Origin of the sequence: Pseudomonas sp. 14A (genome assembly GCF_018132745.1) — a bacterium.
Lineage (GTDB): Bacteria > Pseudomonadota > Gammaproteobacteria > Pseudomonadales > Pseudomonadaceae > Aquipseudomonas > Aquipseudomonas mercuritolerans.
In genome coordinates this window covers 69,744-95,119 of the sequence record NZ_JAGRQJ010000018.1, presented here as the reverse complement: position 1 = coordinate 95,119, position 25,376 = coordinate 69,744, and the positions used below count along the sequence as shown (strand labels likewise).

The 25,376-nt window shown below is 55.3% G+C and carries 23 protein-coding genes; 6 read left to right on the top strand and 17 right to left on the bottom strand.

Translation table 11 applies throughout. The features are described from left to right. The first annotated feature begins 48 nt into the window (after positions 1 to 48). Positions 49 to 1,827 (top strand): acyl-CoA dehydrogenase C-terminal domain-containing protein, encoded by a 1,779-nt coding sequence (locus tag PS14A_RS23020; protein WP_212617295.1) that lies wholly within the window; start codon positions 49 to 51, stop codon positions 1,825 to 1,827. 228 nt (positions 1,828 to 2,055) lie between these two features. Here the strand turns inward: PS14A_RS23020 and PS14A_RS23015 are convergent, their stop codons facing one another. Then, positions 2,056 to 2,970 carry a LysR family transcriptional regulator gene (locus PS14A_RS23015; RefSeq protein ID WP_212617294.1) on the bottom strand — a complete coding sequence of 305 codons (915 nt, stop codon included), beginning with the start codon at positions 2,968 to 2,970 and terminating at the stop codon, positions 2,056 to 2,058. 169 nt (positions 2,971 to 3,139) lie between these two features. Between PS14A_RS23015 and PS14A_RS23010 the strand changes: the two genes are divergently transcribed. The 4 genes from PS14A_RS23010 to PS14A_RS22995 all read left to right on the top strand — a co-directional run bounded on the left by PS14A_RS23010 (position 3,140) and on the right by PS14A_RS22995 (position 5,540). Beyond that, positions 3,140 to 4,366 carry an aminotransferase class III-fold pyridoxal phosphate-dependent enzyme gene (locus tag PS14A_RS23010; RefSeq protein ID WP_212617293.1) on the top strand — a complete coding sequence of 409 codons (1,227 nt, stop codon included), beginning with the start codon at positions 3,140 to 3,142 and terminating at the stop codon, positions 4,364 to 4,366. Positions 4,367 to 4,616: 250 nt separating this feature from the next. Further along, positions 4,617 to 4,973 carry a type II toxin-antitoxin system RelE/ParE family toxin gene (locus PS14A_RS23005; protein ID WP_039757680.1) on the top strand — a complete coding sequence of 119 codons (357 nt, stop codon included), beginning with the start codon at positions 4,617 to 4,619 and terminating at the stop codon, positions 4,971 to 4,973. Next, positions 4,966 to 5,286 (top strand): DNA-binding transcriptional regulator, encoded by a 321-nt coding sequence (locus PS14A_RS23000; protein WP_039757682.1) that lies wholly within the window; start codon positions 4,966 to 4,968, stop codon positions 5,284 to 5,286. The genes PS14A_RS23005 and PS14A_RS23000 overlap by 8 nt, the downstream gene beginning before the upstream one ends. Positions 5,287 to 5,381: 95 nt before the next feature. Continuing rightward, complete coding sequence (locus PS14A_RS22995) at positions 5,382 to 5,540, top strand: YqaE/Pmp3 family membrane protein (RefSeq protein ID WP_003228885.1); 159 nt, start codon at positions 5,382 to 5,384, stop codon at positions 5,538 to 5,540. 116 nt (positions 5,541 to 5,656) lie between these two features. Here PS14A_RS22995 and PS14A_RS22990 read toward each other — a convergent pair whose 3' ends face one another. The 16 genes from PS14A_RS22990 to PS14A_RS22915 form a co-directional block, all read right to left on the bottom strand. Next, a complete protein-coding gene (locus tag PS14A_RS22990; protein ID WP_212617292.1) occupies positions 5,657 to 7,456 on the bottom strand; it encodes a S9 family peptidase in 1,800 nt (599 codons plus the stop codon). After that, on the bottom strand, positions 7,422 to 8,582 hold the full coding sequence (gene pqqE, locus PS14A_RS22985) for a pyrroloquinoline quinone biosynthesis protein PqqE (RefSeq protein WP_122506064.1): 1,161 nt from the start codon (positions 8,580 to 8,582) through the stop codon (positions 7,422 to 7,424). Before pqqE ends, PS14A_RS22990 begins: the two co-directional genes overlap by 35 nt. Further along, positions 8,554 to 8,829, bottom strand: a complete 276-nt coding sequence (gene pqqD / locus PS14A_RS22980; protein WP_212617291.1) for a pyrroloquinoline quinone biosynthesis peptide chaperone PqqD — start codon at positions 8,827 to 8,829, stop codon at positions 8,554 to 8,556. Before pqqD ends, pqqE begins: the two co-directional genes overlap by 29 nt. Then, entirely contained in the window at positions 8,826 to 9,578 is a 753-nt protein-coding gene (gene pqqC, locus PS14A_RS22975; RefSeq protein ID WP_212617290.1) for a pyrroloquinoline-quinone synthase PqqC, read from the bottom strand. Before pqqC ends, pqqD begins: the two co-directional genes overlap by 4 nt. A gap of 139 nt (positions 9,579 to 9,717) precedes the next feature. After that, the gene (gene pqqB, locus PS14A_RS22970; protein ID WP_212617289.1) at positions 9,718 to 10,629 is read right to left on the bottom strand and encodes a pyrroloquinoline quinone biosynthesis protein PqqB; all 912 of its coding nucleotides are present in this window, start codon (positions 10,627 to 10,629) and stop codon (positions 9,718 to 9,720) included. A gap of 81 nt (positions 10,630 to 10,710) precedes the next feature. After that, entirely contained in the window at positions 10,711 to 10,785 is a 75-nt protein-coding gene (gene pqqA, locus PS14A_RS22965; RefSeq protein WP_003444522.1) for a pyrroloquinoline quinone precursor peptide PqqA, read from the bottom strand. A gap of 156 nt (positions 10,786 to 10,941) precedes the next feature. After that, on the bottom strand, positions 10,942 to 13,353 hold the full coding sequence (pqqF, locus tag PS14A_RS22960; RefSeq protein WP_212617288.1) for a pyrroloquinoline quinone biosynthesis protein PqqF: 2,412 nt from the start codon (positions 13,351 to 13,353) through the stop codon (positions 10,942 to 10,944). Positions 13,354 to 13,391: 38 nt separating this feature from the next. Further along, on the bottom strand, positions 13,392 to 14,186 hold the full coding sequence (locus tag PS14A_RS22955) for a carbon-nitrogen hydrolase family protein (RefSeq protein WP_212617287.1): 795 nt from the start codon (positions 14,184 to 14,186) through the stop codon (positions 13,392 to 13,394). A 12-nt stretch (positions 14,187 to 14,198) separates the two neighbouring features. Beyond that, a complete protein-coding gene (locus tag PS14A_RS22950) occupies positions 14,199 to 15,881 on the bottom strand; it encodes an NAD(P)/FAD-dependent oxidoreductase (protein ID WP_024014552.1) in 1,683 nt (560 codons plus the stop codon). A gap of 215 nt (positions 15,882 to 16,096) precedes the next feature. Further along, complete coding sequence (locus PS14A_RS22945) at positions 16,097 to 16,558, bottom strand: Lrp/AsnC family transcriptional regulator (protein WP_073476545.1); 462 nt, start codon at positions 16,556 to 16,558, stop codon at positions 16,097 to 16,099. 272 nt (positions 16,559 to 16,830) lie between these two features. Beyond that, positions 16,831 to 17,403 (bottom strand): PBECR2 nuclease fold domain-containing protein, encoded by a 573-nt coding sequence (locus PS14A_RS22940; protein ID WP_249121393.1) that lies wholly within the window; start codon positions 17,401 to 17,403, stop codon positions 16,831 to 16,833. A 536-nt stretch (positions 17,404 to 17,939) separates the two neighbouring features. Further along, the gene (locus PS14A_RS22935) at positions 17,940 to 19,202 is read right to left on the bottom strand and encodes a hypothetical protein (RefSeq protein WP_212617286.1); all 1,263 of its coding nucleotides are present in this window, start codon (positions 19,200 to 19,202) and stop codon (positions 17,940 to 17,942) included. Positions 19,203 to 19,284: 82 nt separating this feature from the next. Next, positions 19,285 to 21,297, bottom strand: coding sequence for a hypothetical protein (locus PS14A_RS22930; protein WP_212617285.1), 2,013 nt, complete (start codon positions 21,295 to 21,297; stop codon positions 19,285 to 19,287). Continuing rightward, positions 21,294 to 21,806: an ABC-three component system middle component 4 gene (locus PS14A_RS22925; RefSeq protein ID WP_178963777.1), complete on the bottom strand. Its 513-nt coding sequence runs from the start codon at positions 21,804 to 21,806 to the stop codon at positions 21,294 to 21,296. The genes PS14A_RS22930 and PS14A_RS22925 overlap by 4 nt, the downstream gene beginning before the upstream one ends. After that, positions 21,799 to 23,031 (bottom strand): ABC-three component system protein, encoded by a 1,233-nt coding sequence (locus PS14A_RS22920; RefSeq protein ID WP_178963776.1) that lies wholly within the window; start codon positions 23,029 to 23,031, stop codon positions 21,799 to 21,801. The genes PS14A_RS22925 and PS14A_RS22920 overlap by 8 nt, the downstream gene beginning before the upstream one ends. Before the next feature lie 622 nt (positions 23,032 to 23,653). Then, positions 23,654 to 24,199, bottom strand: coding sequence for a plasmid mobilization relaxosome protein MobC (locus PS14A_RS22915; RefSeq protein WP_181108006.1), 546 nt, complete (start codon positions 24,197 to 24,199; stop codon positions 23,654 to 23,656). A 442-nt stretch (positions 24,200 to 24,641) separates the two neighbouring features. Between PS14A_RS22915 and virB5 the strand changes: the two genes are divergently transcribed. Next, positions 24,642 to 25,373 (top strand): P-type DNA transfer protein VirB5, encoded by a 732-nt coding sequence (virB5, locus tag PS14A_RS22910; RefSeq protein WP_212617284.1) that lies wholly within the window; start codon positions 24,642 to 24,644, stop codon positions 25,371 to 25,373. Positions 25,374 to 25,376: the final 3 nt, after the last annotated feature.

The following is a 25,376-nucleotide window of genomic DNA, read 5'->3' as shown; positions in this document are numbered from 1 at the left end:
GAAAACATCATTCCACGAATCACCTGTTTAGATCTTGCGAGGTTTGCCATGGCTGACTACAAAGCGCCGCTGCGCGATATGCGCTTCGTCCTCAATGAAGTGTTCGAAGTCGCCAAACTCTGGGCCGAGCTGCCAGCGCTGGCCGAGACCGTCGATGCCGAAACCGTTGAAGCGATTCTCGAAGAGGCCGGCAAGGTCACCAGCAAAAGCATCGCGCCGCTGAGCCGTGCCGCTGACGAGGAAGGTTGCCATTGGGCGGACGGTGCCGTCACCACGCCGGCCGGTTTCCCACAGGCCTATCAGACTTATGCCGAAGGCGGTTGGGTCGGCGTCGGCGGTGATCCGGCCTACGGCGGCATGGGCATGCCCAAAGCCGTGTCGGCGCAGGTCGAAGAAATGGTCAACTCCGCCAGCCTGGCGTTCGGTCTGTACCCGATGCTGACCGCCGGCGCCTGCCTGTCGATCAACGCCCACGCCAGTGAAGAACTGAAAGCTGCGTACCTGCCGAACATGTACGCCGGCATCTGGGCCGGTTCCATGTGCCTGACCGAGCCGCACGCCGGTACCGACCTGGGCATCATCCGCACCAAAGCCGAACCTCAGGCTGACGGTTCCTACACGGTCAGCGGCACCAAGATCTTCATCACCGGCGGCGAGCACGACCTCACCGAAAACATCATTCATCTGGTACTGGCCAAGCTGCCGGACGCCCCGGCCGGTCCGAAAGGCATTTCGCTGTTTTTGGTGCCAAAGTTCATGGTCAATGCCGACGGCAGCCTTGGTGCGCGTAACCCGGCCAATTGCGGTTCGATCGAACACAAGATGGGCATCCAGGCTTCGGCGACCTGCGTGATGAACTTCGACGAAGCCGTCGGCTATCTGGTCGGCGAGCCCAACAAAGGCCTGGCGGCGATGTTCACCATGATGAACTACGAGCGCCTGGGCGTTGGCATTCAGGGCCTGGCCACCGGCGAGCGCTCTTATCAGAACGCTGTTGAATATGCGCGCGATCGTCTGCAGAGCCGTTCGCCGACCGGCGCGCAGAACAAGGACAAAGTCGCTGACCCGATCATCGTCCACCCGGACGTGCGGCGCATGCTGCTGACCATGAAAGCCTCGAACGAAGGCGGTCGTGCGTTCTCCACGTATGTGGCGATGCAACTGGATACCGCCAAGTTCAGCGAAGATGCGACCACCCGCAAGCGCGCGGAAGATCTGGTGGCGTTGCTGACGCCGGTAGCGAAAGCGTTCCTGACCGACCTGGGTCTGGAAACCACCGTCCACGGCCAGCAGATTTTCGGCGGCCACGGCTACATCCGCGAGTGGGGCCAGGAGCAACTGGTGCGTGACGTGCGCATCACCCAGATCTACGAAGGCACCAACGGTATTCAGGCGCTGGACCTGGTCGGGCGCAAGATCGTTGGCAGTGGCGGCGCGTTCTACCAGTTGTTCGCTGAAGAGATCCGCCATTTCACCGCTACCGCCAGTGCTGATCTGGGCGAGTTCACCAAGCCGTTGAACGATGCCGTCGACACCCTCGACGAGCTGACCGCGTGGCTGCTGGACCGGGCGAAAAACAATCCGAACGAAATCGGCGCGGCCTCGGTCGAATATTTGCAAGCGTTCGGATACACCGCTTACGCCTACATGTGGGCGTTGATGGCCAAAGCCTCGCTGGGCAAGGAAGCGCAAGATGATTTCTATGCGAGCAAGCTGGGCACCGCACGCTTCTATTTCGCCCGTTTGCTGCCGCGTATCCACTCGTTGAGCGCGTCGGTCAAGGCCGGTAGCGAGTCGCTGTTCCTGCTGGATGCGGCGCAGTTTTGATCCCGTAGACGTCATGTAAGCATTTGCTTACGTGACGTGCTGCTGTTCTCCCATATCCGTATATTGGATCCACGGCTAATCTACATTTCATGGACGTCGCGCAGGAAGCGCAAAGTAAACAACACGGACACGTAGGATTCTGCCAGGGTGGCGGAGTGAAATGGATGTCAGGGAAACAGTCTGCAAAGCCCCGCTTCGGCGGGGTTTTCTTTTGCCTGAAGAAAAGTTTCAGGCAAGCGGATCGAGAGGCGGCTTCATTTCGCGATCGATTACCTCTTCAAGCAATGTCCGCAGCAGTGCCAGCGAGGCCTGCTGGCGCTGTACATCGCGGCACACCAGGCCAACTTTCAACGGCACCCGTGGTTCGCTCAGCGGTTTCCACAGCAGATCGCCATCGTCGTATTCCTTTTGCGAACGTCCCGGCAGCACCGTCGCCAGCCGGGTGTGCGGCAGGCTGTCGAGAATCCCCAACATATTGTTCAGCTCGGCCTGCACCTGCGGGCGTCGACCGAGGCTGGTCAGTTGTGCCTGCCAGATCTGCCGGATCTGGAACTCTTCGCCGAGCAGCAACATGGGCAGCTCAGCAGCCTGGCGCATCGAGACCTTCTTGAACTCGCGCAAGGGATGGTCTGCCGGGATCACCAGCGTCAGTTCGTCTTCATACAGCAACACCCCGTGCAGACCGGGTTGGCGCGGCGGCAGATAGCTGATGCCGATGTCCAGCGAACCATTGAGCAGACGCCGCTCGATTTCCAGCCCGGTCAGTTCATAGATCTGCACCACCAGATGCGGCTGCGCCTTGCGCACACGCTCGAGCATTTGCGGCACAAGGCTGGTGTGCACCGTTTGCAGCACACCGATCGCCAGGGTGCGCAACGCCTGCCCCTTGAAATTACCCAACGCCTCGCGCGCCCGCTGCAAGCCATCGAGCAGCGGCAACGCGTGGTTGTACAGCGTGTGCGCAGCGAGGGTCGGCAGCAGGCGTTTACTGCTGCGTTCGAACAGGGTGACGTCGAGATTCTGCTCCAGCTGACGGATCTGTTGCGACAGCGCCGGTTGCGAGATCGACAAGCGCTCAGCCGCACGGCCGACATGGCCTTCTTCGTAGACCGCGACGAAATAACGCAGTTGTTTGAAATCCATAAGTAGCGCTTATCGAAATGGCTGAAAAATCGAAATGGCCTGAAGCCGTTTGCGCGCCTAGTCTAACCGCATTCACAAGGCTTGCAGGGCCAGAAAGCGTGACGAATTCCATTTGCTTCGTTCGTGATTACATAGGCAGTTCAAAAAACCTCAAGCGAGGTTTTTCTGCATGAATCTGTTCAGTTTGCGGCGCCAGACGCCGAGTCTGGATGACCTCTGCTTAGAGGCGGGGCCATCCGCTATGACCGACCATCTCAATGCCCAACGCCTGATGCCCAGTGTCGAGCGGCCGCATCAAGTGTTCGTTCGCGGCCAGGGTTCATGGCTGTGGGACAGCAACGATCGCGCCTACCTCGACTTTTCCCAGGCCGGCGGCGCCAACAGCCTTGGCCACAGCCCCATGGCGCTGGTCAAAGCCATCGCCAATCAGGCCCAGGCGCTGATCAATCCAGGCTTCAATCTGCACAATCGCGGCATGCTCAGCCTGGCCGAACGTTTGTGCGCCAGTACGTCCAGCGATCAGGCGTACCTGCTCAACAGTGGCAGCGAGGCTTGTGACGCGGCGATCAAACTGGCGCGCAAATGGGGGCAACTGCATCGTGGCGGCGCTTCGCGGATCATCGTGGCGCAGCAGGGCTGCCATGGCCGCAGTCTGTCGACGGTCGATCGAGTGCCATTCAACGACTTGCCGGCGCTGCATGCGGCGGTTGATGCGCAGACCGTGGCGATCATGCTGGAGCCGATCCAGAGCGATGCCGGGGTCATTCCGGCGACCGAGCACTACCTCAAAGGGGTCGAGCGACTGTGTCGTGACCTGAGCATTCTGCTGATTCTCGACGAAGTGCAAACTGGTCTGGGCCGCTGCGGCAGCTTGCTCGCCGAACAGTCCTACGGGATTCGCGCCGATATCGTCGTGCTCGGCAAAGGCCTTGGCGGCGGCTTGCCGCTGTCGGCCTTGCTGGCGCGAGGCAAGGCCTGCTGCTTCGCCACTGGCGAGCTGAGCGGCACCCATCACGGCAACGCCTTGATCACGGCGGCCGGTCTGGTAGTGCTCGACAGCATCCATGACCGCAGCTTCTTTCAGCAGGTCAACGACAACGGCCAGCACCTGCGCGAAGGCCTGGCGCGACTGGCGCACCGCTACGGTCACGGCGAGTTGCGCGGCCAAGGCCTGTTTTACGGGTTGACGCTGTCCGACGAATGCGCCGACGCCGTCGTTCACGCCGCACTTCACGAAGGCCTGATATTGAACGCCGCGCAGCCTGACTGCCTGCGCTTCACCCCGGCCCTCACTGTCGGCAAAGCCAACATCGACGAAATGCTGCTGCGCCTGGGCCGCGCCTTCTCGCGAGTGCGCACCGCCCAGTTGCAATGCCGCAAGGGCATTGCCGTCTGAGCTGAGCAGCTCCAACCGATTACCCGAACCGTCTCGCGGTATAACGCACGCCCCACGCCTGATTCTTTTGGCGTAGGGCGTTTTTTTGTGGCCGGGTTTTACAGACGGGATTTAGAGCTTGAGGGATCGTACCGCGGATGGTCTTTTAGAGAATGCCAGCAAGGGATGCGGCCACGGCCTGATCAGTATCACCGAAAAAGCCGTTTTGCGATCTGTACCACTGGGTGGTATGTTTTTGGAAGGGATACCTATGCCATTGAGGTTGTTCAAGACCAAACGCTTCGCCCTCCAGGCCAGCAGGGCGTGGATCACAGATGAAGAGTTGCAGGAGGCGTTTCACCAGATGCTTCAGGGACAGGCGGACGATCTTGGCGGAGGCGTGTGGAAGAAGCGCTTGAAGGCGAACCGCCACCGTTCGATTGTTTTGGCAAAAGGTGGACATTACTGGATCTACCAAGTGCTTTTCGCCAAGCAGGATCAAAGCAATATCACGCCAACAGAATTGAAGGATTTACGTAAATTGGCAAAGGTTTATGCGCAACTGACCGAAGAGCAGATCAGCGACTTGTTGGCGATGAAGGAGTTTGTGGAGATATGTCATGAGTAAGAAATTCAAAAGTGAAGTCTTTGAATCGATACACGAATCAGCCGGGGCGTTGCTTGCTGTCGGAGCAATCAACAAAGCAACGATGCGAGAATTCGATGACTCCTGTCTGGCATCGGTTCCCTTAGCGATCCCGGCTGAGGAGATCAAGGCGCTACGCGAGCGTAACAAGGTCAGCCAGCCGGTGTTTGCACGCTATCTCAACACCAGTGCATCCACGGTCAAGCAATGGGAATCGGGTGACAAACATCCCAGCGGTATGGCGCTCAAACTACTGAGCATCGTACAAAAACATGGGTTGAAAATTCTCGCTTGAGCCTGACGCAGCTATTGCACTGAACCCTGACGAACGGCGCAGGTCGATTAGCTTGTATGGCTCAAGTGAGCCAACCCCCATTCAGGAGCTGCCCCATGGATTTCATTCGTATCATCATCGCTATTCTGTTGCCGCCACTGGGCGTGTTTCTGCAGGTCGGGTTTGGCGGGGCGTTCTGGCTGAACATTCTGCTGACGTTGTGCGGCTACATTCCGGGGATCGTGCATGCGGTGTATATCATCGCCAAGCGTTGAGTCCGGTAGCGTCTATTAGATAGCTTTCGCGAGCAGGCTCGCTCCCACAGGAGATTTGTGAATGACGCAGATCCAATGTGGGAGCGAGCCTGCTCGCGAATGGGACGACACGGTTTTCAGTCAACCAGCCTCATCACTCGCCGATAAAACGTCCATTCCCGCTCCAGCGCATGCGCCTGGTTAGCCGCGCGACGAAAGCCGTGGCGTTCGTCAGGGTAGTAATGCGCTTCGACAGGGATGCCGTTGTGCTCCAGCGCCGCGACCATGTCGCGGGTCTGTTGCGGCACGACCACCGCGTCCAGTTCACCTTGAAAGAAAATCACCGGCACGCGAATGTTGTCTGCGTGCAGTAATGGCGTGCGGGCGGCATAGCGTTCGGCATCTCGCTCGGGATCGCCGATCAGCCAGTCCAGATAATCGCCCTCGAACTTGTGCGTGGCCCGTGCCAAAGCCACCGGGTCGCTGACGCCGTAGAGGCTGGCACCTGCGCGGAAAACCTGTCTGAACGCAAGCGCGCACAGTGTCGTGTACCCGCCCGCGCTGCCACCGCGAATGAACGCGCGGTCACCATCGATCAAACCTTGGCCAGCGAGATAGCTGACCACCGCGCAGGCATCCTCGACATCCACCTCGCCCCAGCGCAGATGTAGCGCTTGCCGATATTCACGACCATAGCCACTGCTGCCGCGATAGTTGAGGTCGGCGACGGCGAAACCGCGCTGCGTCCAGTACTGGATGCGCGGATCGAGGATCGGATAGCACGCCGACGTCGGGCCGCCGTGGATAAACACCACCAGCGGCGGTTTCGCTTCACCGCTCATGGCCGGGTAGAAGAAGCCGTGCGCCTCGCCGGAGCCGCTCGGATAACGCAAGGTCTGCGGACGGCTGATGCGTTCGGCGGGCAATGGAGCCACGCCGCCAGCGAGGATTTTCGCTGCATGAGAGACACGATCAATGGCAATCACTGCTGACGGGCTCACCGGCGATGCGGCAATGCAATAGATGAACTGTTGATCCATCGCCAGGTGGCGGAAGCGGCTGTAGCCACCGCTGAAATCTTCAACTCCAAGGGCCAGGCGACCGAAACCATCCTCGCTCCAGCTGGCTAAGAATTGATCACCGACAGGCAGCCAAGTGCAGCCGCCCAGTTGCCAGGGCGCGGGCGCGTGATCGGCCTCTGCACTCGGTAGCGCGTGCAAGCCATCGGACGTTTCGACCCACGCCTGCCAGTAGCCGCCACGATCTGTCAGGCAGTAGAGCCGGCCGTCCGCGTCGAAGCGCGGCTGTTGGATCGACTCCTCAATCTGCTCACCGGCAACACAACGAGGCGCAGAAAAATCGCCTTGCGCGACCATCAACCGCGTCGAGGTCCACGGCTGATGCGGTCGGCTCCACTCGATCCATGCCAACCGCTGGCCGTCCGGGCTCAGCGTTGGCGATGCATAGAAATCCGCACCCTCGGCCAGCACCTGTCGCGTACCGCTCGCCAGATCAATCGCCACCAGGCGATGTCGATCCTGCTGCTCTTCGACCGCCAACACCCGGCCAGCGGCGAATTGCAGATCGCCGTAGCGGCAGTCAGTCGATGTCAGCGCGACCGGCTCGCCATCCAGCGCCTGCCGATACATCTGCTGATCCGCTTCATTGACGAAAACCACCCCGTCAGGCGTCAGACAAAACGCACCACCGCCATATTCGTACACGCGGCTACGCACGCTGAAGCCGTCCGGCGTCAGACGTTTCGCCACGCCATCACGCCAATGCCAGATTCGGCACGCGGCATCCTCGGGGCGATATTCATTCCAGAACACACCATGGGCGCCGAGCTGCAGTTCGGCGAAGTCTGTCCCGGCAGCGACGGCCTGGGCGGCGCTGAAAGGCTCAGCCCTTGGCGATGAGGCGTGAGTTTCGTTCATTGCGAAAGGCCAGTTGTTCGATGGTTTGGGTGGCGGTCTCGGCTTCTTCGCGGGCCTTGAGGATCACGCCGTGATGTTCGGACTTGCTGCACACCGGGTCGGCATTACTGGCATCGCCGGTGAGCATGAACGCCTGGCAGCGGCAGCCGCCGAAGTCTTTTTCTTTCTCGTCGCAAGAGCGGCACGGCTCGGGCATCCAGTCGTAACCGCGAAAACGGTTGAAGCCGAACGAGTCGTACCAGATGTGTTGCATGCTGTGATCGCGCACGTTGGGAAACTGCACCGGCATCTGGCGGGCGCCATGGCAGGGCAGGGCGGTGCCGTCCGGCGTGACGGTCAGGAAGATGCTGCCCCAGCCGTTCATGCAGGCTTTCGGGCGTTCTTCGTAGTAATCCGGGGTGACGAAAATCAGCTTGCAGGGATGCCCTTCGGCTTCCAGCCTGGCCCGGTATTCGTTGGTGATGCGTTCGGCGCGCACCAGTTGTTCCTTGGTCGGCAACAGACCGACACGGTTGAGCTGCGCCCAGCCGTAGAACTGGCAAGTGGCGAGTTCGACGAAGTCAGCCTCCAGCGCAATGCACAGTTCGATAATGCGGTCGATCTTGTCGATGTTGTGCCGATGGGTGACGAAGTTCAGCACCATCGGGTAGCCGTGGGCCTTCACCGCACGAGCCATTTCCAGCTTCTGCGCAAAGGCCTTTTTCGAGCCGGCGAGCAGGTTGTTCACTTGCTCGTCGCTGGCCTGAAAACTGATTTGGATGTGATCGAGCCCGGCTTTTTTGAAGTCGCTGATTTTCTGCTCGGTCAGGCCAATGCCGGAGGTGATCAGGTTGGTATAGAAACCCAACTGCCGCGCTTCACGGATCAGTTCGGCCAAGTCCTGGCGCACCAACGGTTCGCCGCCGGAAAAGCCCAATTGCGCCGCGCCCATCTCCCGCGCTTCGCGGAACACCTTGATCCATTGTTCGGTGGTCAGCTCTTTGCCCTGCTCGGCGAAATCCAGCGGATTGGAGCAGTACGGGCATTGCAGCGGGCAGCGGTAGGTCAGCTCGGCGAGCAGCCACAGCGGCAGGCCGACTTGCGGTTTGGCCGGCAGATCAGCCAAGGGTGAGCCAGTGTTGCTCACGGGCAACCTCCATGAATTGCTCGACGTCGTCACCAAGCTCGGGCACGTCGGGGAACTGCTCTTCGAGGTTGGCGATGATCGCCGCAACATCGCGCTCGCCATCAATCAGGCCGCCGATCAGCGCGGCCGTTTCGTTGAGCTTGATCATGCCTTCCGGGTACAGCAAGACATGGCCTTTTTGCGCCGGTTCGTACTGGAAACGATAGCCCGGGCGCCATTTCGGCACTTGGCTGCGGTCGAAACTCATAAGGTGATTCCTTTATGCCAGACCCGTTGTTCAGTCACGCTGTGATACGGCGGACGGTTCAGTTCATAAGCCATGCTCATGGCATCGAGCATGCTCCAAAGAATGTCCAGTTTGAACTGGAGAATTTCCAGCATGCGCTCCTGGCCTTCGCGAGTCTTGTAGTGCTCAAGCGTGATCGCCAGCCCATGTTCGACGTCACGCCGCGCCTGACCGAGACGGGTGCGGAAGTATTCGTAGCCGGCCGGGTCGATCCACGGGTAATGCTGCGGCCAGCTGTCGAGGCGCGACTGGTGGATCTGCGGCGCGAACAATTCGGTCAGCGAGCTGCTGGCGGCTTCCTGCCAACTGGCGCGACGGGCGAAGTTGACGTATGCATCGACAGCGAAACGCACGCCGGGCAGCACCAGTTCCTGGGAGCGCAATTGCTCCGGGTCGAGGCCAACAGCCTGGCCCAGACGCAGCCAGGCTTCGATGCCGCCATCTTCACCGGGTGCGCCGTCGTGGTCGAGCAAGCGCTGAATCCACTCGCGACGGATTTCCCGATCCGGGCAGTTGGCGAGGATCGCCGCGTCTTTCAGGGGGATGTTCACCTGATAGTAGAAGCGGTTGGCGACCCAGCCCTGAATCTGCTCGCGGGTCGCACGGCCCTCGTACATCGCCACGTGGTACGGGTGGTAGATGTGGTAGTAGGCGCCTTTGGCGCGCAGGGCCGCTTCGAATTCGGCGGGGGACAGCGGGGTGTCGGTCATCTCTGTTCTCCGGGAACAACCCTGGAAATCTCTGGTGTCTGTGCTGGCCTCTTCGCGAGCAGGCTCGCTCCCACAGTTGATCGCATTCCAATGTGGGAGCGAGCCTGCTCGCGATAGACCGCGCAGCGGTCTCGATTGCTTAAAGCACGATACTCATGCCATCAAACGCCACTTCAACATTACGCCGCACCAGCTCCGCACGCTGCGGGGAATCCTCGTCGAGGATCGGGTTGGTGTTGTTGATGTGGATAAGTACCTTGCGCTGCTCGGGCAACTGCTCCAGCACTTCCAGCATGCCGCCGGGGCCGTTCTGCGCCAGATGGCCCATCTCGCGACCGGTGCGGGTGCCGACGCCACGGCGCTGCATTTCATCGTCATCCCACAGCGTGCCGTCGACCAGCAGGCAATCGCTGCCCGCCATGATTTCCAGCAGCGGCGCATCGACCTTGCCCAGCCCCGGCGCGTAGAACAGCTTGCCGCCGGTGTTGAGGTCTTCAACGATCAAACCGATGTTGTCGCCCGGATGCGGATCGAAACGGTGCGGCGAATACGGCGGCGCGGCGCTGCGCAATGGCAGCGGGGTGAAACGCAGGTTCGGGCAGGCCGCTACGGTGAAGCTCTGGTCGAGCTCGATACGGTTCCAGTCCAGCCCGCCGTTCCAGTGGGTGAGCATCTTGAACAGGGGAAAACCGGTGCTGAGGTCTTCGTGAACCATGTCCGTGCACCAGACCTGATGCGGGCAGCCTTCGCGCAGGCTGAGCAGGCCGGTGGTGTGGTCGATCTGGCTGTCCATCAGGATGATCGCGCTGATGCCGGTGTCGCGCAGGGCCCGGCCCGGTTGCATCGGGGCGAAGCTTTGCAGTTGCGCGCGGATGTCCGGCGAGGCATTGCACAGCACCCAGTTCACGCCGTCATCGGAAATGGCGATGGACGATTGGGTGCGGGCCTTGGCATTCAGGCTGCCGTCGCGAAAGCCTGCGCAGTTGACGCAGTTGCAGTTCCACTGCGGAAAACCGCCACCGGCGGCCGAACCCAGAATCTGGACGAACATGAACGCTCCATCATTTCAACGCGGAAAATAAAACGCCTCGGCGAGCCGAGGCGTTGCACTGCGATTCTGCGTTAGCAGAACTCAGCGGCTGGCGAAGTACATGGTGACTTCGAAGCCGATACGCAGGTCGGTGTAAGCAGGTTTGGTCCAGGCCATGAGATGTCTCCTTCTGAGGGTTGGGATAGCGCTATCCATAGTTATAGTCCACGGCAGCGCGATGATGTTCCAATTAGTTAGGCGGCTATGTTACTCAAAATTTCAACGGCGTGACCCGTGAATCTTTGAGAAAGCTCCTTGCAGCCTCGGTAATGATCAGTTTGTCGCTGGCCACGGCGCGTCCGGCATCGATTCATTGGCCAGGCAATGCCAGCCGCCCTCGGCATTGATCAGACGTTGCGCAGCATCGAGCAAGGCCTGGCGATTCAGCTGCTGGATCGCCGCGACCAACTGCTCACGGTAATCCGACGAATGGCCGGCAAGTTTGCCTTGCCACAGCAGCTCGGCAGCATCGCTGCTGGACAGTGTGGCATCGTCGAACTGATCGGCGAGGCTTTGGCGCTGTTGCTTGAGGCTTGCGTCATCGAGCGTTTCGATCAACGCGGGAATGCCATTGAAAAACTCATGCATGTATTCGAGCAACTTGCCCGCCGCAGTCGTCGGCGATTGCACGCCAAAGACAATCGCAGTCCTGCCATGCAACTGACGCAGCGCGCTGAACACGGCGTACCCCAATTGCAATTCGACACGCAGGCGCTGGTAAAAAGGCGTCTGGCACACCTGAGCCAGAAGGCGCCATGCAGCTTCATCAGCGATGTCGCGGCTGGCAGTCGGGCAGACCAGCAGCAAGGCGTGTTCGCTGGAGGCCGTGTTGATCTGGCTCCAGTGGTACTGGGCTTGGGTGATCGGTGTCACCGGTAGCTGATTGTCCGGTGTGCCGGGAATGCGGCTCAGCGCCAGGCCCAAGGCTGATTGGGTTTGTTGGTAAAGGCCTAGAGCTAGGTCGTCCCAGCGCGAAGTTGTCCACAGCTGATGGGCGTCATCGCTGGTTTCAATCATGGGCAGGCATTTTTCCGGCAACGCTTCGAGTAGTTGGCGGATCGGCATCGACGGTATCTGCACCTCGTCGCGCGGCGAATCGGCGTCGATCATCGTCAGACATTTCAGCGCATGCTCGAGGACGCTGGGCATCGGTTCCTGTAATCCGGTCATTTTCAGCAGGCATTGGTTACCTGTGGCGCTGAAAGACAAGTCCACTCCGGCTTCGGACGCATCCTGTCGGGTCTGGCGCAGACTGCGCTGCAATCTGGAGAGCAGATCTGCGCTGGCTGCCGCCTCGACCTGCCAGCGCAGGTAAATCGCGCCCTCATCGCTGTTGTCCGGCAGCGCCTGGCTGAACTGCATCGGCGATCGCTCGCGACGACTGCGCGAGCGATCCTGGGCGAAGGTGCGCAGGCCACGGTGGGCGCTGGTCTGGCCGCGAATCAGCCCGGCGTTGGCCAGCGGTTCACTGGCGCGCAGGAAAGGATTGGCTGCGGGCAGGCGCCACTGTTCGCTGAAGTTATCCACAACGCCGATTTCCCGCAGGATGCGCTCAAGCGCGGCGGCAGCTGATTCGGACAGGCCGAATGCATGCTGCTCGATGTCGGTTCGCGCCAGTTGCAATGCGCCGCTGACTTGCTGCTGGCGCTGAAGCAGGGCGGCGTATTCCTCGCGCAACGGCGTCCAGTCCTGACGGGCGAAGAAGCTCAGCCAATCCAGCAGCTGTTCGTGAATGGCGTTCAACTGCTCGCCGTCGGCATTGAATTGAAGATGCAGCATTGCTTGCCCGGCAAATTGATAAAGCGGCGCGGCTTTCAAACCATCTGCCAGTTTTTGCTGGCGCAAATGTGCAAGCAATCCACCGGGTTTGGCGCTGTTCAACCAATGGCAGAGAAAGGCCATCGCCTCGGCGGGTGACTCGGGCAAGGCATCGAAAGCAAATAACAGGTTCGTGTGAGCGCCAACCTGTTGATAACTTTTCACTGCCAACGGTGGCGGTGCGGCCTGGGCAACTTTATCCCCAACCGGCAAAACCGCTGCGAATTGCTGCGCCAGCTCCCGCAATTCATCAACACTCTGCGGACCGACCAGGCTGAGGTTCATTTGCCCGGTTCGATAAAACCGCTGATGGAAATCTTTCAATGCCAACTGAAACCCAGGCGATTCGACCTGCAAACTGTCCCGATTGCCCGCATGAAAACCGCGCAACGGATGCTCCGCTGATAAACCTTCATACAAGGCAAACTGCTGTTGCGCTGTCGGATCCTGCGACCAGGCGACGAATTCGGCCTGCAGGACTTCCCGTTCACGCAGTTGATCGTCCAGATTCATACGTGGCCGGGCGAGCATGTCTGACAGACGCTCGAGCCCCGCGCTGAAGGCCGACACAGGCAACTCGAAGAAAAAATCCGTAGTGCGCTCGCGGGTGCTGGCATTCACCTGCCCGCCGTGACGTTGCACGTAGGCCATCAGCCCTTCGTCCGTGGGAAAACGCTCGGTGCCGAGAAACAGCAAGTGCTCAAGAAAATGCGCCAGCCCCGGCCAGTCCAACGGCACGTCATGGCTGCCGGCCGTCACGCGCAACGCAGCAGCGCTGCGCTTGAGGCCGGGCGCGTGGCGCAGGGTCACGCGCAAGCCGTTGGCCAGGGTTTCTGTGTGAGGGCGAGGATGAGTCGACGCAGGCATGGGCACTTCCAGAACAGTGAAGTGCCCATGCTAGCGGATTAGCGGCGGTTGAGCGCGCCGTAAAGCTCTGGACGGCGATCGCTGAGGTAGCGGTTGGCCTGGCGTGAGTCGTTCATCCGTTGGCGGTCCAGCTCACCGACGATCAACGCTTCGTCCAGACCTGCCAGCGCGATTTGGCTACCGTCCGGCGCGGCGATGCTGCTTTGCCCGCAGTACTGAATCTCGCCTTCATGCCCGCAGTAATTGGCGTAAGCCACGTAGCACTGGTTTTCGAAAGCGCGGGCGCGCACGGTGACATCGGCGACGAAATCGAACGGAATCATGTTCGCCGTCGGCACCACAATCAGCTCGGCGCCGGCCAAGGCCAGGCGCCGCGCGTTTTCCGGAAACTCCAGGTCGTAGCAGATCAGGAAGCCGAGCTTCCAGCCGTTCAATTCAACCACCGGCAAGTCGGAGTCACCGGGGCTGAACATCGACCGGTCGAGGTCGCCGAACAGGTGTGACTTGCGGTAATTGCACAGGCGCTCGCCATGGGCGTCGATCAGTTGCACGGCGTTGTAGATCTGCCCGTCGGCGGTGCGCTCCGGGTAACCGTAAACGATCGCCAGACCCGCAGCCTTGGCAATCCGGCCGATCTGCTGCGCCCATTCACCGTTGTAGACCTCGGCCAGCGTGCTGACCGCTTCGGCGCCGATGTTGTAGCCGGTCATGAACATCTCCGGCAGCACCAGCAAGTCGGCGCCCTTGGCCTCCATCGCTACCTGATGCAGGCGCTGCAGGTTGGCGACGGGGTCCAGTGGCAGCGGTGGACATTGGTAAACGGCTACGCGCATCGGGGAATCCTCTTACTCGGGCAGGGCGATAGGGCCGATGTCTTTGAACACATCACCCGGGCCCGGGTTCTCTTTATGTGTCGAGCCGCCGAAATGTTTCATGATGCCCCACACCGCGTTGAGCGAAGTCTGCACCGCGCCTTCGACCCACGCCGGTGTCCACGACACGTCGTCGCCAGCGATAAAAATTCCGCGTTGCTCGGCCGGCATGTCGTCCTGCATGAAGTGCGCATACATGCGCTGGTTGTAGCGGTAATGGCCGGGCAGGGCGCCTTTGAAAGCTCCGAGGAAATACGGATCGGCTTCCCACGACACGGTGATCGGATCGCCGATGATGCGCGCGGCGATGTCGACTTTCGGGTAGATCTTTTTCAGTGCGTTCAAGGCCAGCTCAACGCGTTTTTCCACCGGATGCGGGAGCATTTTCAACGCGTCGCTCATCCACGAATACGACAGGCAGATCACCCCCGGCTTGTCGTCGCCGTTGTCGAACAGATAGGTGCCACGGGTCAGGCGATCGGTGAGGGTCATGCTCATCACGTCGCGGCCGGTCTCCGGATCCTTGTCTTTCCAGAACGGCCGATCGACCATCACGAAGGTCTTCGACGACTGCATGTAGCGCGTGCGGTCGAGGGCCATCCACATCTTCTGCGAGAACAGGGTTTCGTCGCACTCGATTTGAGTGGTCAACAACCAGCTCTGGCAGGTAGTCAGCACAGCGGCATATTCACGGGTGTCACCGTTGTTGTCGGTTACGGCGAAACGGCCCTCCGGTGCGTGAGCAATTTTCTTCACACCGGAACGCGGCGCGCCACGGTGCAGGGATTTCAGGCTGGTGCCGGCCGGCCAGTGCACGCAGCGTTCCGGCACATGGCGCCAGATGCCCTGCGGCACCTGCTCGACGCCACCGACCACCAGGTGCTGGTGATCGTCGCAATTGGTCATCACCACGCGGAAGATTTCCAGCATCGAATTGGGGAAGTCCGAATCCCAGCCGCCGGTGCCGAAACCGACCTGACCGAACACTTCGCGGTGCTGGAACGACAGTTTGGCGAAGGCCTTGGAGGTGGCGACGAAGTCATAAAAGGTTCGGTCGTCCCACAGCGGCACCAGCTTGTTCCACAGCTCTTTCAGGCGCGGCACATCGCGATCGCGAATGGCTTGCTGGATATCGGAGAACTGCGAACCGGCTTCCAGCGCATCTGCCCAGGCGTCAGCGACTTCCTGGAACAAAGCAGGAAGATCCTTCAGGCTTTCGGCGTAATAGGTTTCGCCTTCCAGATCGATCACGGTGCTACCAGAAGCGCCGGTCAACGGGTTGGGAAAAGGCTTGGTTTCCAGGCCGAGCTTGTCGACGTAGTGATAGAACGCGGTGGAGGACACCGGAAAGCGCATGCCACCGAGCTCGGCGACGATAGCATCGGTGCCGTTGAAGGCCTGCGAGCGCAGACGACCACCGAGTTTCGACGCCTCGTACACCACCGGCTTCAAACCGAGTTTCATCAGTTCATACGCAGCCACCAGACCGGCAATGCCTGCACCGACAATCGCCACCTCGGCGCCATGGTGTTGCTCGGGAATGCTGCCCAGCCCGGCGGGATGCTCGATCCAGTCGTCAAACGCGAACGGAAAGTCCGGACCGAAAATGGTGACTGGTTTTTTTCCGTCTGCAGGATGGCGGTTGTTCTTGTTCATGGCTGACCTTGTTGACGACCCGACGCAGGATTCGCGTCTGAGTATAGGAAAAGATGCCAGCCATTCTAGGGAGCGTGGAGCGCGTTAATAAGACGCAATGTGTCGTCGTTTTGCCTGATTGTTGTGCAGACTGACGATTGCGGGCTGCATACCGACCAAAAAAGTGGGAGCGAGCACGCTTGCGAAGCGGCTCAGCCAGAATGCCCGGCCAATGCTCAGACCGGCTGCCCGCGATCAATCTTGCTGCTCAGAATGATCGACGTCGTGGTCTTCTCCACCCCATCGACGCTGCCGATCTGATCCAGCAACTGATCCAACTGCTCCGGCGAATCGGTGCGCAACCACGCCACATAATCAAACTCGCCACTCACCGCACACAGCTGCTGCACCTGCGCCATCGCACTCAAACGTCGCAGCACGTCCTTGCCGGAACGCGGCTGCACCTTGATTCCGACGTAGGCCTGCAAGCCACCATCGACCACACGCTGACCCAAGCGCACACCATAACCGGTGATTACCTTGGCCTTTTCCAGGCGTGCCAGACGCGACGTCACCGTCGTGCGAGCAATGCCTAGCTGACGGGCGAGCATGGCCACGCTTTCACGGGCGTTGATCTGCAGCGCGGCGATCAGTTGGCGGTCGATTTCATCGAGGCTGGGGTGGCGGGTGTCTGGCAAGGGAGGCTCCATTGGCGTTGAGTCGGAGGGAGGCGCACTTTACAGGCAAATAAGGAAAGGCTTTTGCGCCATAGCAAAGTGGTCACAGGTGAACTTGGTGAAACAAATGTTCTGACAATTGATTTGACTTGTCTGCCCTGTTTCCCAAGAATGCCAACAAGAGCGCGAAATCTGCTGCCTTGCAGGGCATTAGCAGATGTAGGTACCTCAGCGATGCTGCAACATCGGTGTCAGGTGAGACCTCTTCATCCCATTTCCTGGGGATGCAAATATCAGGATTTAGATGTTACGGGCAGCCCGATGGCTGCCCTTTTTTTGTCCGTAAGAATGTACCGCCTATACAAAAGCTCGCCTTTTCGATGCCTGTTCATGGCTCTCGCCGGAGCGTTCATAAAATTCCAGAGAACGTGTCCATCCCGAATGTCCACAACCACAAGCATGTCATTTTTTGCCTCATAGGCATTGATAAATGCCACGCGGTGTCCGCCGTTATCGTATTGGACTTTCCATATTTCAAAGGGTCCCGTTAAGGTATCGATAGCGTGTCGAACATAGCGCTCGCGGGAGTCCGTGCGTTTTTCAACGATGTGGGCCAGTTTTTCTCTGGCAACCGCAACGTTTCCAATCGGCGTCAGGATGGTGACGGCCATAACGGACTCATCGATGAATCCGAAGTATTCCAAGAGTATTCCCAAGGCACCCGCTGCATCGTCAGCCCTTTTTATTTCTGCAATTGCGGCTGATCGAAGTTCTTTCGAGAGTGTTCTCAAGTCGGGTAGGGCAAGATCGATCCAGGTTGCTTGGCCGGCTGCCTCCCTGATTGTTGGAGCAGCATTCATGAGCATGGAAACAATCCTGGGCGGCGATGCGTCAGGAGATTAATTGCTCGCAGGAAAGCCTAACAAGGCTGCAAACGTCCCTGAAACATCGCTTCAGAATGTTCCTACAGATAACGCAGCTTTCTTCCTGGGTCGGAATTCGCAAGACTTGATAACTGCACCCACAAAAAAGCCGCGCATCAAGCGCGGCTTTTCAATTTGGTGGGCCCACACGGACTCGAACCGTGGACCAAAGGATTATGAGTTGCTGGGCGAGTTGCTATGCCTAGAGAAATCGTTCGAAGGTGAACGTAGGTTGGCATAGCTGGAGGCCCCGTCGTTACTGGTGTTGAGCGTAATTCTGAGAAGGTAGCTCAAGCTGGGTACTGTACCGTGGTTGTACTGATTTTTGCAGGCCCTATCAGCCAGATTTCAGAGGGCGGGCTCGTGTATGAGGCCTAAGCTCCCCTGTTGCTGGAATCATAGGCCGGGAATTCTGATCCACCGGTCAGTAAATGTACTACATAAATGACGCGTTAATCAGGGTTCCGAAACGTCTAAAGTTATTGCTTTGATTTTTTTAGGAAGAGTAATTTTGCGCGATCCTCCATAAGTATGCTTTTAACTTTTTCATGACTACGTTGCTTTGCTCGGAGCTCAAAGCTTTCAGCTTGAAAAATATCCGAAAGAGAACTCATGCGTTTTTCACCCAGCCGAGTTACTAGCCAGTCCACGAATTCTTCGTTAAAGAAAGGAAATGTGAGTGGTGATTCTCGGTGTAGTGCCATTGCTCGCAGCTCTGTCAGTTTCAAAATGTCAGCTACATCCGTGTCGAAGGTTACTAAATTACCGAGGTAAAAGTCAGCTTCGGGTAGGGTATTTGTATTCGCCATCGCATCCAACGCTCGCGGGAGATAAAGGTCCCATGAGCAATTCTTTATTACGGCAAGCGGATCTTTTTTGTCCAGTACGGAGTTAAGTTTTTTTGAAAGCGCAGACCGCCCGCTACGACATATGATATCGGCACAAACAATTAACTCTCGTAGCATAAAAGTCGATAAGTCTTCATGCATAAATTGCACAAGCTCTTCCATCTTATGTTCTACTGATTTGGAAGAGCTTGCTTCAATTATTTTGGTGCGCAAGATCATGCTTTCAACAAGGTTTACTTGCTGTTCGATACCTTCATGTAATCCACCGTCTAATTGCTTCTGAAAGTCGGCTAGTAGCTCATCTGCGTAAGCTTCTGCTTGCTCTTTATAAAACGTTCTAAATCGTACTCCCCAACCTTCATCTAATGGATATGGGTCTAGTGATAGCGCATGTATTGCCGCGAGAGTCATCCGGCCATTTTCAATGGTCTGTGAGTTCCAGGATCTTTGTGCCTCCCACAGATACAAGTACGGATTGAGGTTTGCCAGTTCCTCGCTATTAAAGTTTTCCCTTATAGATAGGCCGTGCTTAATTAGCTCCGGAGATGGGTTCTCGCGGTATGCAAGTGCTTTGATAAAGCTGGCTGCATTTGAATCAACGAAGGTGCCATATCCTATCTGGAATCTTACTGGAGATAAAGTACTGATGGCTTCTGAGTCTAGTATCCAAAGTGACTTTCCCCGAAAACACGTTGATATAAATCCTCTGTCAGCGAATCCTTTGCGCCTTAGTTTAAATGGCCCCGCATCATCTTCAGCTGCATAGATGATTCTCCAGTCTTTTAGTAGATGTTGGTTTTTTTCATATGCACGTAGTGCTAGAAGCGGATCTGAAGACGTGCATACTTGATGTAGAGCAAATTGCGTTTCGTAGTCGGCGTTTCTGATGTCCATGGATCTATATATTCCTTTAAGTGTAGTCGCAGTGTCCATTTAGATATATATGAGGCGTTTGTAGTTTTGAGAAAAAGTTGCCTTATTCTGGTTGTGTTTGTGAGCGATTATTTGTGTCAACTGAATCCCAGTCATCAATGAGGCCGGTCGGTAACCCATTTACTCCATTTGACCTGTAGTGTGCTATTTCCAATCCTTGTATTTCAAAAGCAACATTCTGCGGGATATCATTATCCACCAATATAATTTGACAGAGCTTATTGTTCTCATCAAATTTTTCTGCGGTTTTAATTAGAGCTTCGAAAAGGTTCTTGTATTTCTCCGGATCTGCCACGCCGTCTGCGTCGTTGAGCGTAGCAAGTTGGTCCGATTCCGGATTTTCGGGAGTCTTACCCAAGAATTTTCCTACGGTGTCAACCATAAGCAGCCCCGGAAGATTGGTATCCTTCCGCAGTTTTTGAGAAAGGATTGAAGTTAGATACCCTATGGACACAATCGTGCGAAGACCACCAGAGTTGATTTTTCGATACTCTGTGTCTCTGACAACCGGGAAAAAGGTTTTGTTGTCTATTCCCACGCCGTAGTGGTTTTTGATCTTAACGTCTTTTATAAAATTATTGAGATCGATGCCTAAGTCTTTCATTACGTCGTCGAGAGATGGTGAATTCTTTTTCAGCTCATCTAGTTTGATTTTTAGGTTTTCGATGTTGCCTGCTAGGCGGCCTATTTGATCTGCAATCCCTGTCTGAGTATTCCGAACTCGCAGGGAGTGAACTGCTTTTCCTCTCCGCTCATCAATCTGAGCTAGTTCAGAGATAATTGCGTCTCGCTCAGCCAAGTAAGGTGATATAGAACTTTTAAGCTCATCATCTATCATTTCCCGAGCTTTGTTTTTTTCTAAATATAGGGCTGAAAGTAGATTGTTGGCCTTCTCAAGATCACTCCTATTTTCGGAGATTAATTGCTTAAGGTCCTTGGTTCTACGGGTGATCGATGTGAGCTCGTTTTTTAGACGGGTGTCGCTGGGGATGTCAAATTTCTCAGACAGATTTTGGATTTCAATACTGGTTTCGCAAATTGGACAGTTTGTTTGCTCTGGGATATCCCTGCCGATGATCTCTTTAGCGGATAAGCCAGCCTTTATTCGTTCGATATCATTTTGATACTCGTTGAGTAGTCGAGTGAATCGTTCTATATTCCGTAATGTGGAGTTTTTTGTGTCTTCTTGTTGCTCGATTTTAAGGCTAATCGTGTTTAGCGCTTCCTTAAGGCCCTCGTAGAGCGCGTTGTCGCTTGTCATTCTCTTGTTTAAATCTGAAATCTGCTCTTTTAGCTCAATTTTGATTAAGTCTATATTGTTGATTTCCTCGTCTAGCGCCTCGGTATCTTTGAACTCTGTTTGATTCAAAAACGTGGTAATTGCTGTGTATTGGGTGATCAGCTGTGTTTTATCGTGCGTTTTTTTTGAAATTTCCACTTCTAGCTCGGAAATACTAGAGTCTAGAACATTGAATATATACTTTAAAACCTCTCTGTTTTTCGTTTCGAGGACGTAGTTTCCTATGTCTAGCATATTAGCGCTGCCAACATCGTCTTGATCAAGGTACATAAACTTAAAAAGATCAAGAAAGCTTAATCTAGCTGTTTCGGACGAGTCTTTTGTCGGAGCTTGCTTCAGTCGGACAGAAGGGAATTCTAAAACCTCTAACAAAAAGTCAGAGAGGCTCTTGTTTTGGTCGTCCCCTTTGCTTACGCTGGATTTATATTTCTCTGGGAATGTTTCTGATATCTTGGATAGCTCGCAAAAGTAAACATCTACGTCTTTTGATGCATTGAATATATCTCGACTTATACAATAGGGGTGACCGTTAATATGTATTTCAAGAGTCGCGTATTTCACGGAGGATGTTATTTCTTTGTCCAGCTTGATCTCTTTACCCCCGAGCAGATAATAAACAAGTCGCAGGATACTTGATTTTCCAGTGTCAGCATCACCGTAAATTATATTGATACCTGGATAGAAAGGGACTCGATAATCTTTTCTATGTCCGTGAAGAACTAAATTCTTCAAGAGAAGACCTTGAGATGTATTCACCGTACCTCCTGCCTTAAAGCTGAATTTATATATCCGTTGAGTTTTGTAGGGGTTTGTGATTGGAGCTCTGATAGTAACTCAATGAAATAAGAGATTTTCTGAAAGTACCCTTCAGTTAATTCTTGGGATTTAAGTTTTCCGATTTCTGTTAAGCCAAATAAAAAACCTTCGCTGTTTGAGTACTCGATAGATAAAAAATTTTTAGATGCGAGAATCTTAAGCATCGTTAGTAAACGATTTCTATCGAAAAGCTCTTCAATATTTGGTGATAAGTTTCCGACCGTGTAGTAATCACTTTCATCAATATTGATTTGGTTTTTGTTAGCTAGGAGGAGAACCCTATTGAGCAGCGACGGACGGGTAGTCAGGAAGTAAAATGATTGAATTCTATCAATGCTCAATATTTTTTTGCGTTTTTTTGTTTCAGCTAAAGAGCCTAGTACTAACAATAGCACTCCGAGATTGTAATGAAGTTCTCTCTCAGGCTGTATGTAGGGTAGGCTAGTCATCCTCTGCCTCCTTGAGAAGTTTTTTCAAGGAGGAGGCTGGGATGTTTTTAGTCCACCAAATTTCTTCATCCTCTGAATTAGAAAGCTGGTGAAGCATCCCTTGTTTATGGATGGCATTAATGAATGGGATAAATGTGTCTAAAAAAGTTTTGTCTTCCTTTAGAATCGTCTCATGGACATCCGTTAATAACAGCCCTGAATTAGGAATGCCGTCATGGACGTATTTTGAGTAGCTGGTTTGGTATATTTTTCTAATTTTTTTATACAAATCAGCAAGTCGCTTCTGGTCGGACGGGCTATTGAATATTTTTCTTATGTACTCGGCGTTGAGAAACACTTCCTTGGCTTCCCTTATAGAGGTTTTATGAATGTCTGCGCTAATAAGCTTCAGTACAAATAGCTCGTCGTCAAAATTGGTGTCGTCTAAAAGTTCTTGGAATTCTAGATTGGACATCCCAGGATCGCATTTTTCAAAGTCCAATATTGTTTGACGAACTGCAATGTAGACCGTGCTATTCGGACCCTCAGGCTTAGTTATGCTTGTGTGGTCTTCGCTGACCGGAATAATATCTGATTTTTCTTTGTCGGATGGGGCTGCACTAGTTTTTTTTACGATTGTGTCATAAGTTCCATAAAAATATTTAGTGGTAGGTCTGATGCTGGTTTTCAGCCATTCATCACTAATTTTATGTATGAAGTCGTTGAGAGGTGCTAGTCCTTCAATTTGAAGGTTTTCGCTGATTAGACTGCCATATGTGGCTGCTTCGGCACCATGGTGAGGTACAGCTAAGGAAATAAAGAGTTTGATTTTTGAAGGGGTCTTTTCTTGAATGTCCTTGGTTATTGCGCTTTTTGTTACCAGTCCGCCCATGCTGTGCGCGACTATTATTAGGTTTTCATAAGATTGAAGCCGAAAGCGTATCTCGGTTCTAAGTAGGTTTCCGATCTCTTCAATGCTTATGTTGTTTGCTAATTTTCCGTGAGAGGTGGAGAAGACTCTCTTCAGGATAGTTGATACTTTTCCTGCTTTTGCAAAAAGATTTAGCAGTTTCGTAAAGTATGAAAAATAGGCGACGTCGTAATTGCCTGAAATTTCAGGGTCGTCGAGAAGTAGCTCTGGAAAGGATTTTGCAGTGCCATTTCGCCAAGTTGCCTCTCCGCCGCAAAAACCATGTACAAATAAAATCAGGTTCTTTTTGTTGTTCTGAGAGATAAATTCAATCATGATTTTGCCCGAATTATGAGTTGTTTATAACTTGTAGATTCTTCAGCCTTTTGAGAGTCTCGGCCTAGGCGCACGCTTATATGGCATATGAGTTCGCTGCGTCTGCTTTTAGCTATCGAAAATTCCCCGATCTGGGGCATTCGTTTCCAGCACCGCGATGGCTGAGTGCAAGAAAAATGTGCGGGCGTTCGGGGGATTTCACGTGTCGCGGCATTGTGTAGGGCGAGTAACGTCTGCCGTTGGGGGCTCCAGTGGGCGCATCGATCCGTTAACTGTTCGCCCATGTCGACTTTGCCTGGATGCGGTTTGAGCAAATTGATGAGCAGTGTAGCCGGCGTGATCCAGGTCAGCGTGCCCGGCATCTGATCGACGGAGAGGGTGAAATCCATTTTCTGACCTTCGGTAGTCCTGAGTTCACCGAATATTACCGAAACTTCACGTAATGGCACGATAGTATTGCGGAATTGGCGCAGATTCTGCCCTATAGAGGCTCAGTCTGCTGCGTTAACCCGCTTGTGGCGACATAATGGCTGGCTTCGCCAGTATTTTCGTCCAGTCTTACGCTGCGTCCCAGGCTATGGCTGCGGCTCATTCGTTGATTTCAAATCTGAGCCACCTCGTATCATTCGAGGCTCCAGCGCTCAAGATTGGCCCGAATCGCGTTACTTACGACTTCGGTGTGCTTATCGATCAAGCGGCGAAGCGCCTCGATATGTTCCAGGGTGAACGGCTCGGGACTCCCTTCGTTTAAGCGCCGAGCAATCTGGTTCAAATTCCGGCCTAAGGCGAGCAACTGATAGTTGGACTCGCCTAAGGCGTCGATTTCTGACATTCCGAATTGTGGTTCGTGAGTGAGGCCGGTACGGATTGCATCGACGATCCAGCGCCGCATAGAACAGCGCTCAATCCGAGCGCGCTCTTTAACGGCGGCCTTTTCGGAAATCGTTAGAAGGATTTCGAATCGCTCCTTGGGCTCTCTCAGCTTTTCAGTCTGTCGGTACGCTTTGGGAGCTGGTAAGGCGTCGGCTGCTTTTAGCTGTTGCTCAATCGCCTCTTTGATGGCCGAGCTGGGTGCCCGGCCTAGCCTTTCACAATATGCTTCCCAGCGCTCTTTAAGGTCAGGCCCTAGCCTCACACTAAGAATCGGTGATTTCTTCTCAATACCCATAAAACGAACCTTGGTTAGGCTAGGTTGACCAAGTGGCGTACAGAATGTATGACACTTTACCGGCGATTAGCCTATCCTGCACTAGTCCTCATACCTTTGCATTTCTTCGTCATGACGAAGTTTTCGACCGGGGAGTGTGCTCATTAAACTGCGAGCAAATTGCTGGCTAAACGTTTTTGCGTGATCGACATCTTCTAGCCAAAATGGGAAAATGTCGCACGCCAGAATGAATAGTTTTGGTCTTCTAACGAACGTTGCTCTACCCCAAGAACGCCTCGCGCGTACCGGGTGCCGGCCTGAGAAGAAGGGCCTGACCGCCAAGAACAGAATGGCCGCCTAGTCGCCCCAAGAACGCCCAGCGTGCCGGGCGCGGTTCCTAAACAGACCGACAGATCGGAACAGTACGATCCTGCGTTCGCCCCCAACCTTTGGAGTGGCGAATATGAAAAATCCCCTACCGTCTTGGTTCTTGGCTGTAGGCATTGCGATGCCGTCAGCAGCGTTCGCGCAAATCCCTGTAACAGTAACCACCCAAGCAAGTGATTCGCCGATGACGATGGCCGAGTTCGCGGCCAACACTGCGCGCTGGGCGCAGCAAGTCGAGCAGATGACGTCGCAGATTGACCAGATGAAGCAGCAGTACCAGTCGATCACCGGATCGCGTGGAATGGGCAGCATCATGGACAACCCGGCTCTGCGTGATTACTTGCCGCAAGACTGGCAACAGGTCTATGACTCGGTGAGGGACGGTGGCTATGCCGGCCTGACTGGTCGCGGTAAACAGGTCTATGCCGCCAACAAGACATTTGATAGCTGCAGCTTCATCAACTCCCGCGACGCGCAACGGGCGTGTGAAGCGCGGGCGGTCAAACCGTCGCAAGACAAAGCGGTTGCCCTTGATGCCTATGACGCGGCTAAAAGCCGACTTTCGCAAATCGATGGGCTGATGTCGCGTATCAATACGACGCAAGATCCGAAGGCCATCGCGGAGTTGCAAGGCCGGATTGCGATTGAACAAGCGAAGATCCAGAACGAGCAAACCAAGCTTCAGATGTTTCAGATGGTGGCGCAGGCTGAGGACCGTTTGCAGCAACAACGGCAGCGGGAGCTCAACGCCCAGGCCAATGCCCGACGTGGTTGGATACAGCCGAATGCATCGAACAACCTAAACTGAGGG

Bases quoted from the DNA above. Each gene is read 5' to 3' on its own strand.
- PS14A_RS23020 (WP_212617295.1), top strand. From the start codon at position 49: ATGGCTGACTACAAAGCGCCGCTGCGCGATATGCGCTTCGTCCTCAAT.
- PS14A_RS23015 (WP_212617294.1), bottom strand. From the start codon at position 2,970: ATGGATTTCAAACAACTGCGTTATTTCGTCGCGGTCTACGAAGAAGGC.
- PS14A_RS23010 (WP_212617293.1), top strand. From the start codon at position 3,140: ATGAATCTGTTCAGTTTGCGGCGCCAGACGCCGAGTCTGGATGACCTC.
- PS14A_RS23005 (WP_039757680.1), top strand. From the start codon at position 4,617: ATGCCATTGAGGTTGTTCAAGACCAAACGCTTCGCCCTCCAGGCCAGC.
- PS14A_RS23000 (WP_039757682.1), top strand. From the start codon at position 4,966: ATGAGTAAGAAATTCAAAAGTGAAGTCTTTGAATCGATACACGAATCA.
- PS14A_RS22995 (WP_003228885.1), top strand. From the start codon at position 5,382: ATGGATTTCATTCGTATCATCATCGCTATTCTGTTGCCGCCACTGGGC.
- PS14A_RS22990 (WP_212617292.1), bottom strand. From the start codon at position 7,456: ATGAACGAAACTCACGCCTCATCGCCAAGGGCTGAGCCTTTCAGCGCC.
- pqqD (WP_212617291.1), bottom strand. From the start codon at position 8,829: ATGAGTTTCGACCGCAGCCAAGTGCCGAAATGGCGCCCGGGCTATCGT.
- pqqC (WP_212617290.1), bottom strand. From the start codon at position 9,578: ATGACCGACACCCCGCTGTCCCCCGCCGAATTCGAAGCGGCCCTGCGC.
- pqqB (WP_212617289.1), bottom strand. From the start codon at position 10,629: ATGTTCGTCCAGATTCTGGGTTCGGCCGCCGGTGGCGGTTTTCCGCAG.
- pqqF (WP_212617288.1), bottom strand. From the start codon at position 13,353: ATGCCTGCGTCGACTCATCCTCGCCCTCACACAGAAACCCTGGCCAAC.
- PS14A_RS22955 (WP_212617287.1), bottom strand. From the start codon at position 14,186: ATGCGCGTAGCCGTTTACCAATGTCCACCGCTGCCACTGGACCCCGTC.
- PS14A_RS22950 (WP_024014552.1), bottom strand. From the start codon at position 15,881: ATGAACAAGAACAACCGCCATCCTGCAGACGGAAAAAAACCAGTCACC.
- PS14A_RS22940 (WP_249121393.1), bottom strand. From the start codon at position 17,403: ATGCTCATGAATGCTGCTCCAACAATCAGGGAGGCAGCCGGCCAAGCA.
- PS14A_RS22935 (WP_212617286.1), bottom strand. From the start codon at position 19,202: ATGGACATCAGAAACGCCGACTACGAAACGCAATTTGCTCTACATCAA.
- PS14A_RS22925 (WP_178963777.1), bottom strand. From the start codon at position 21,806: ATGACTAGCCTACCCTACATACAGCCTGAGAGAGAACTTCATTACAAT.
- PS14A_RS22920 (WP_178963776.1), bottom strand. From the start codon at position 23,031: ATGATTGAATTTATCTCTCAGAACAACAAAAAGAACCTGATTTTATTT.
- PS14A_RS22915 (WP_181108006.1), bottom strand. From the start codon at position 24,199: ATGGGTATTGAGAAGAAATCACCGATTCTTAGTGTGAGGCTAGGGCCT.
- virB5 (WP_212617284.1), top strand. From the start codon at position 24,642: ATGAAAAATCCCCTACCGTCTTGGTTCTTGGCTGTAGGCATTGCGATG.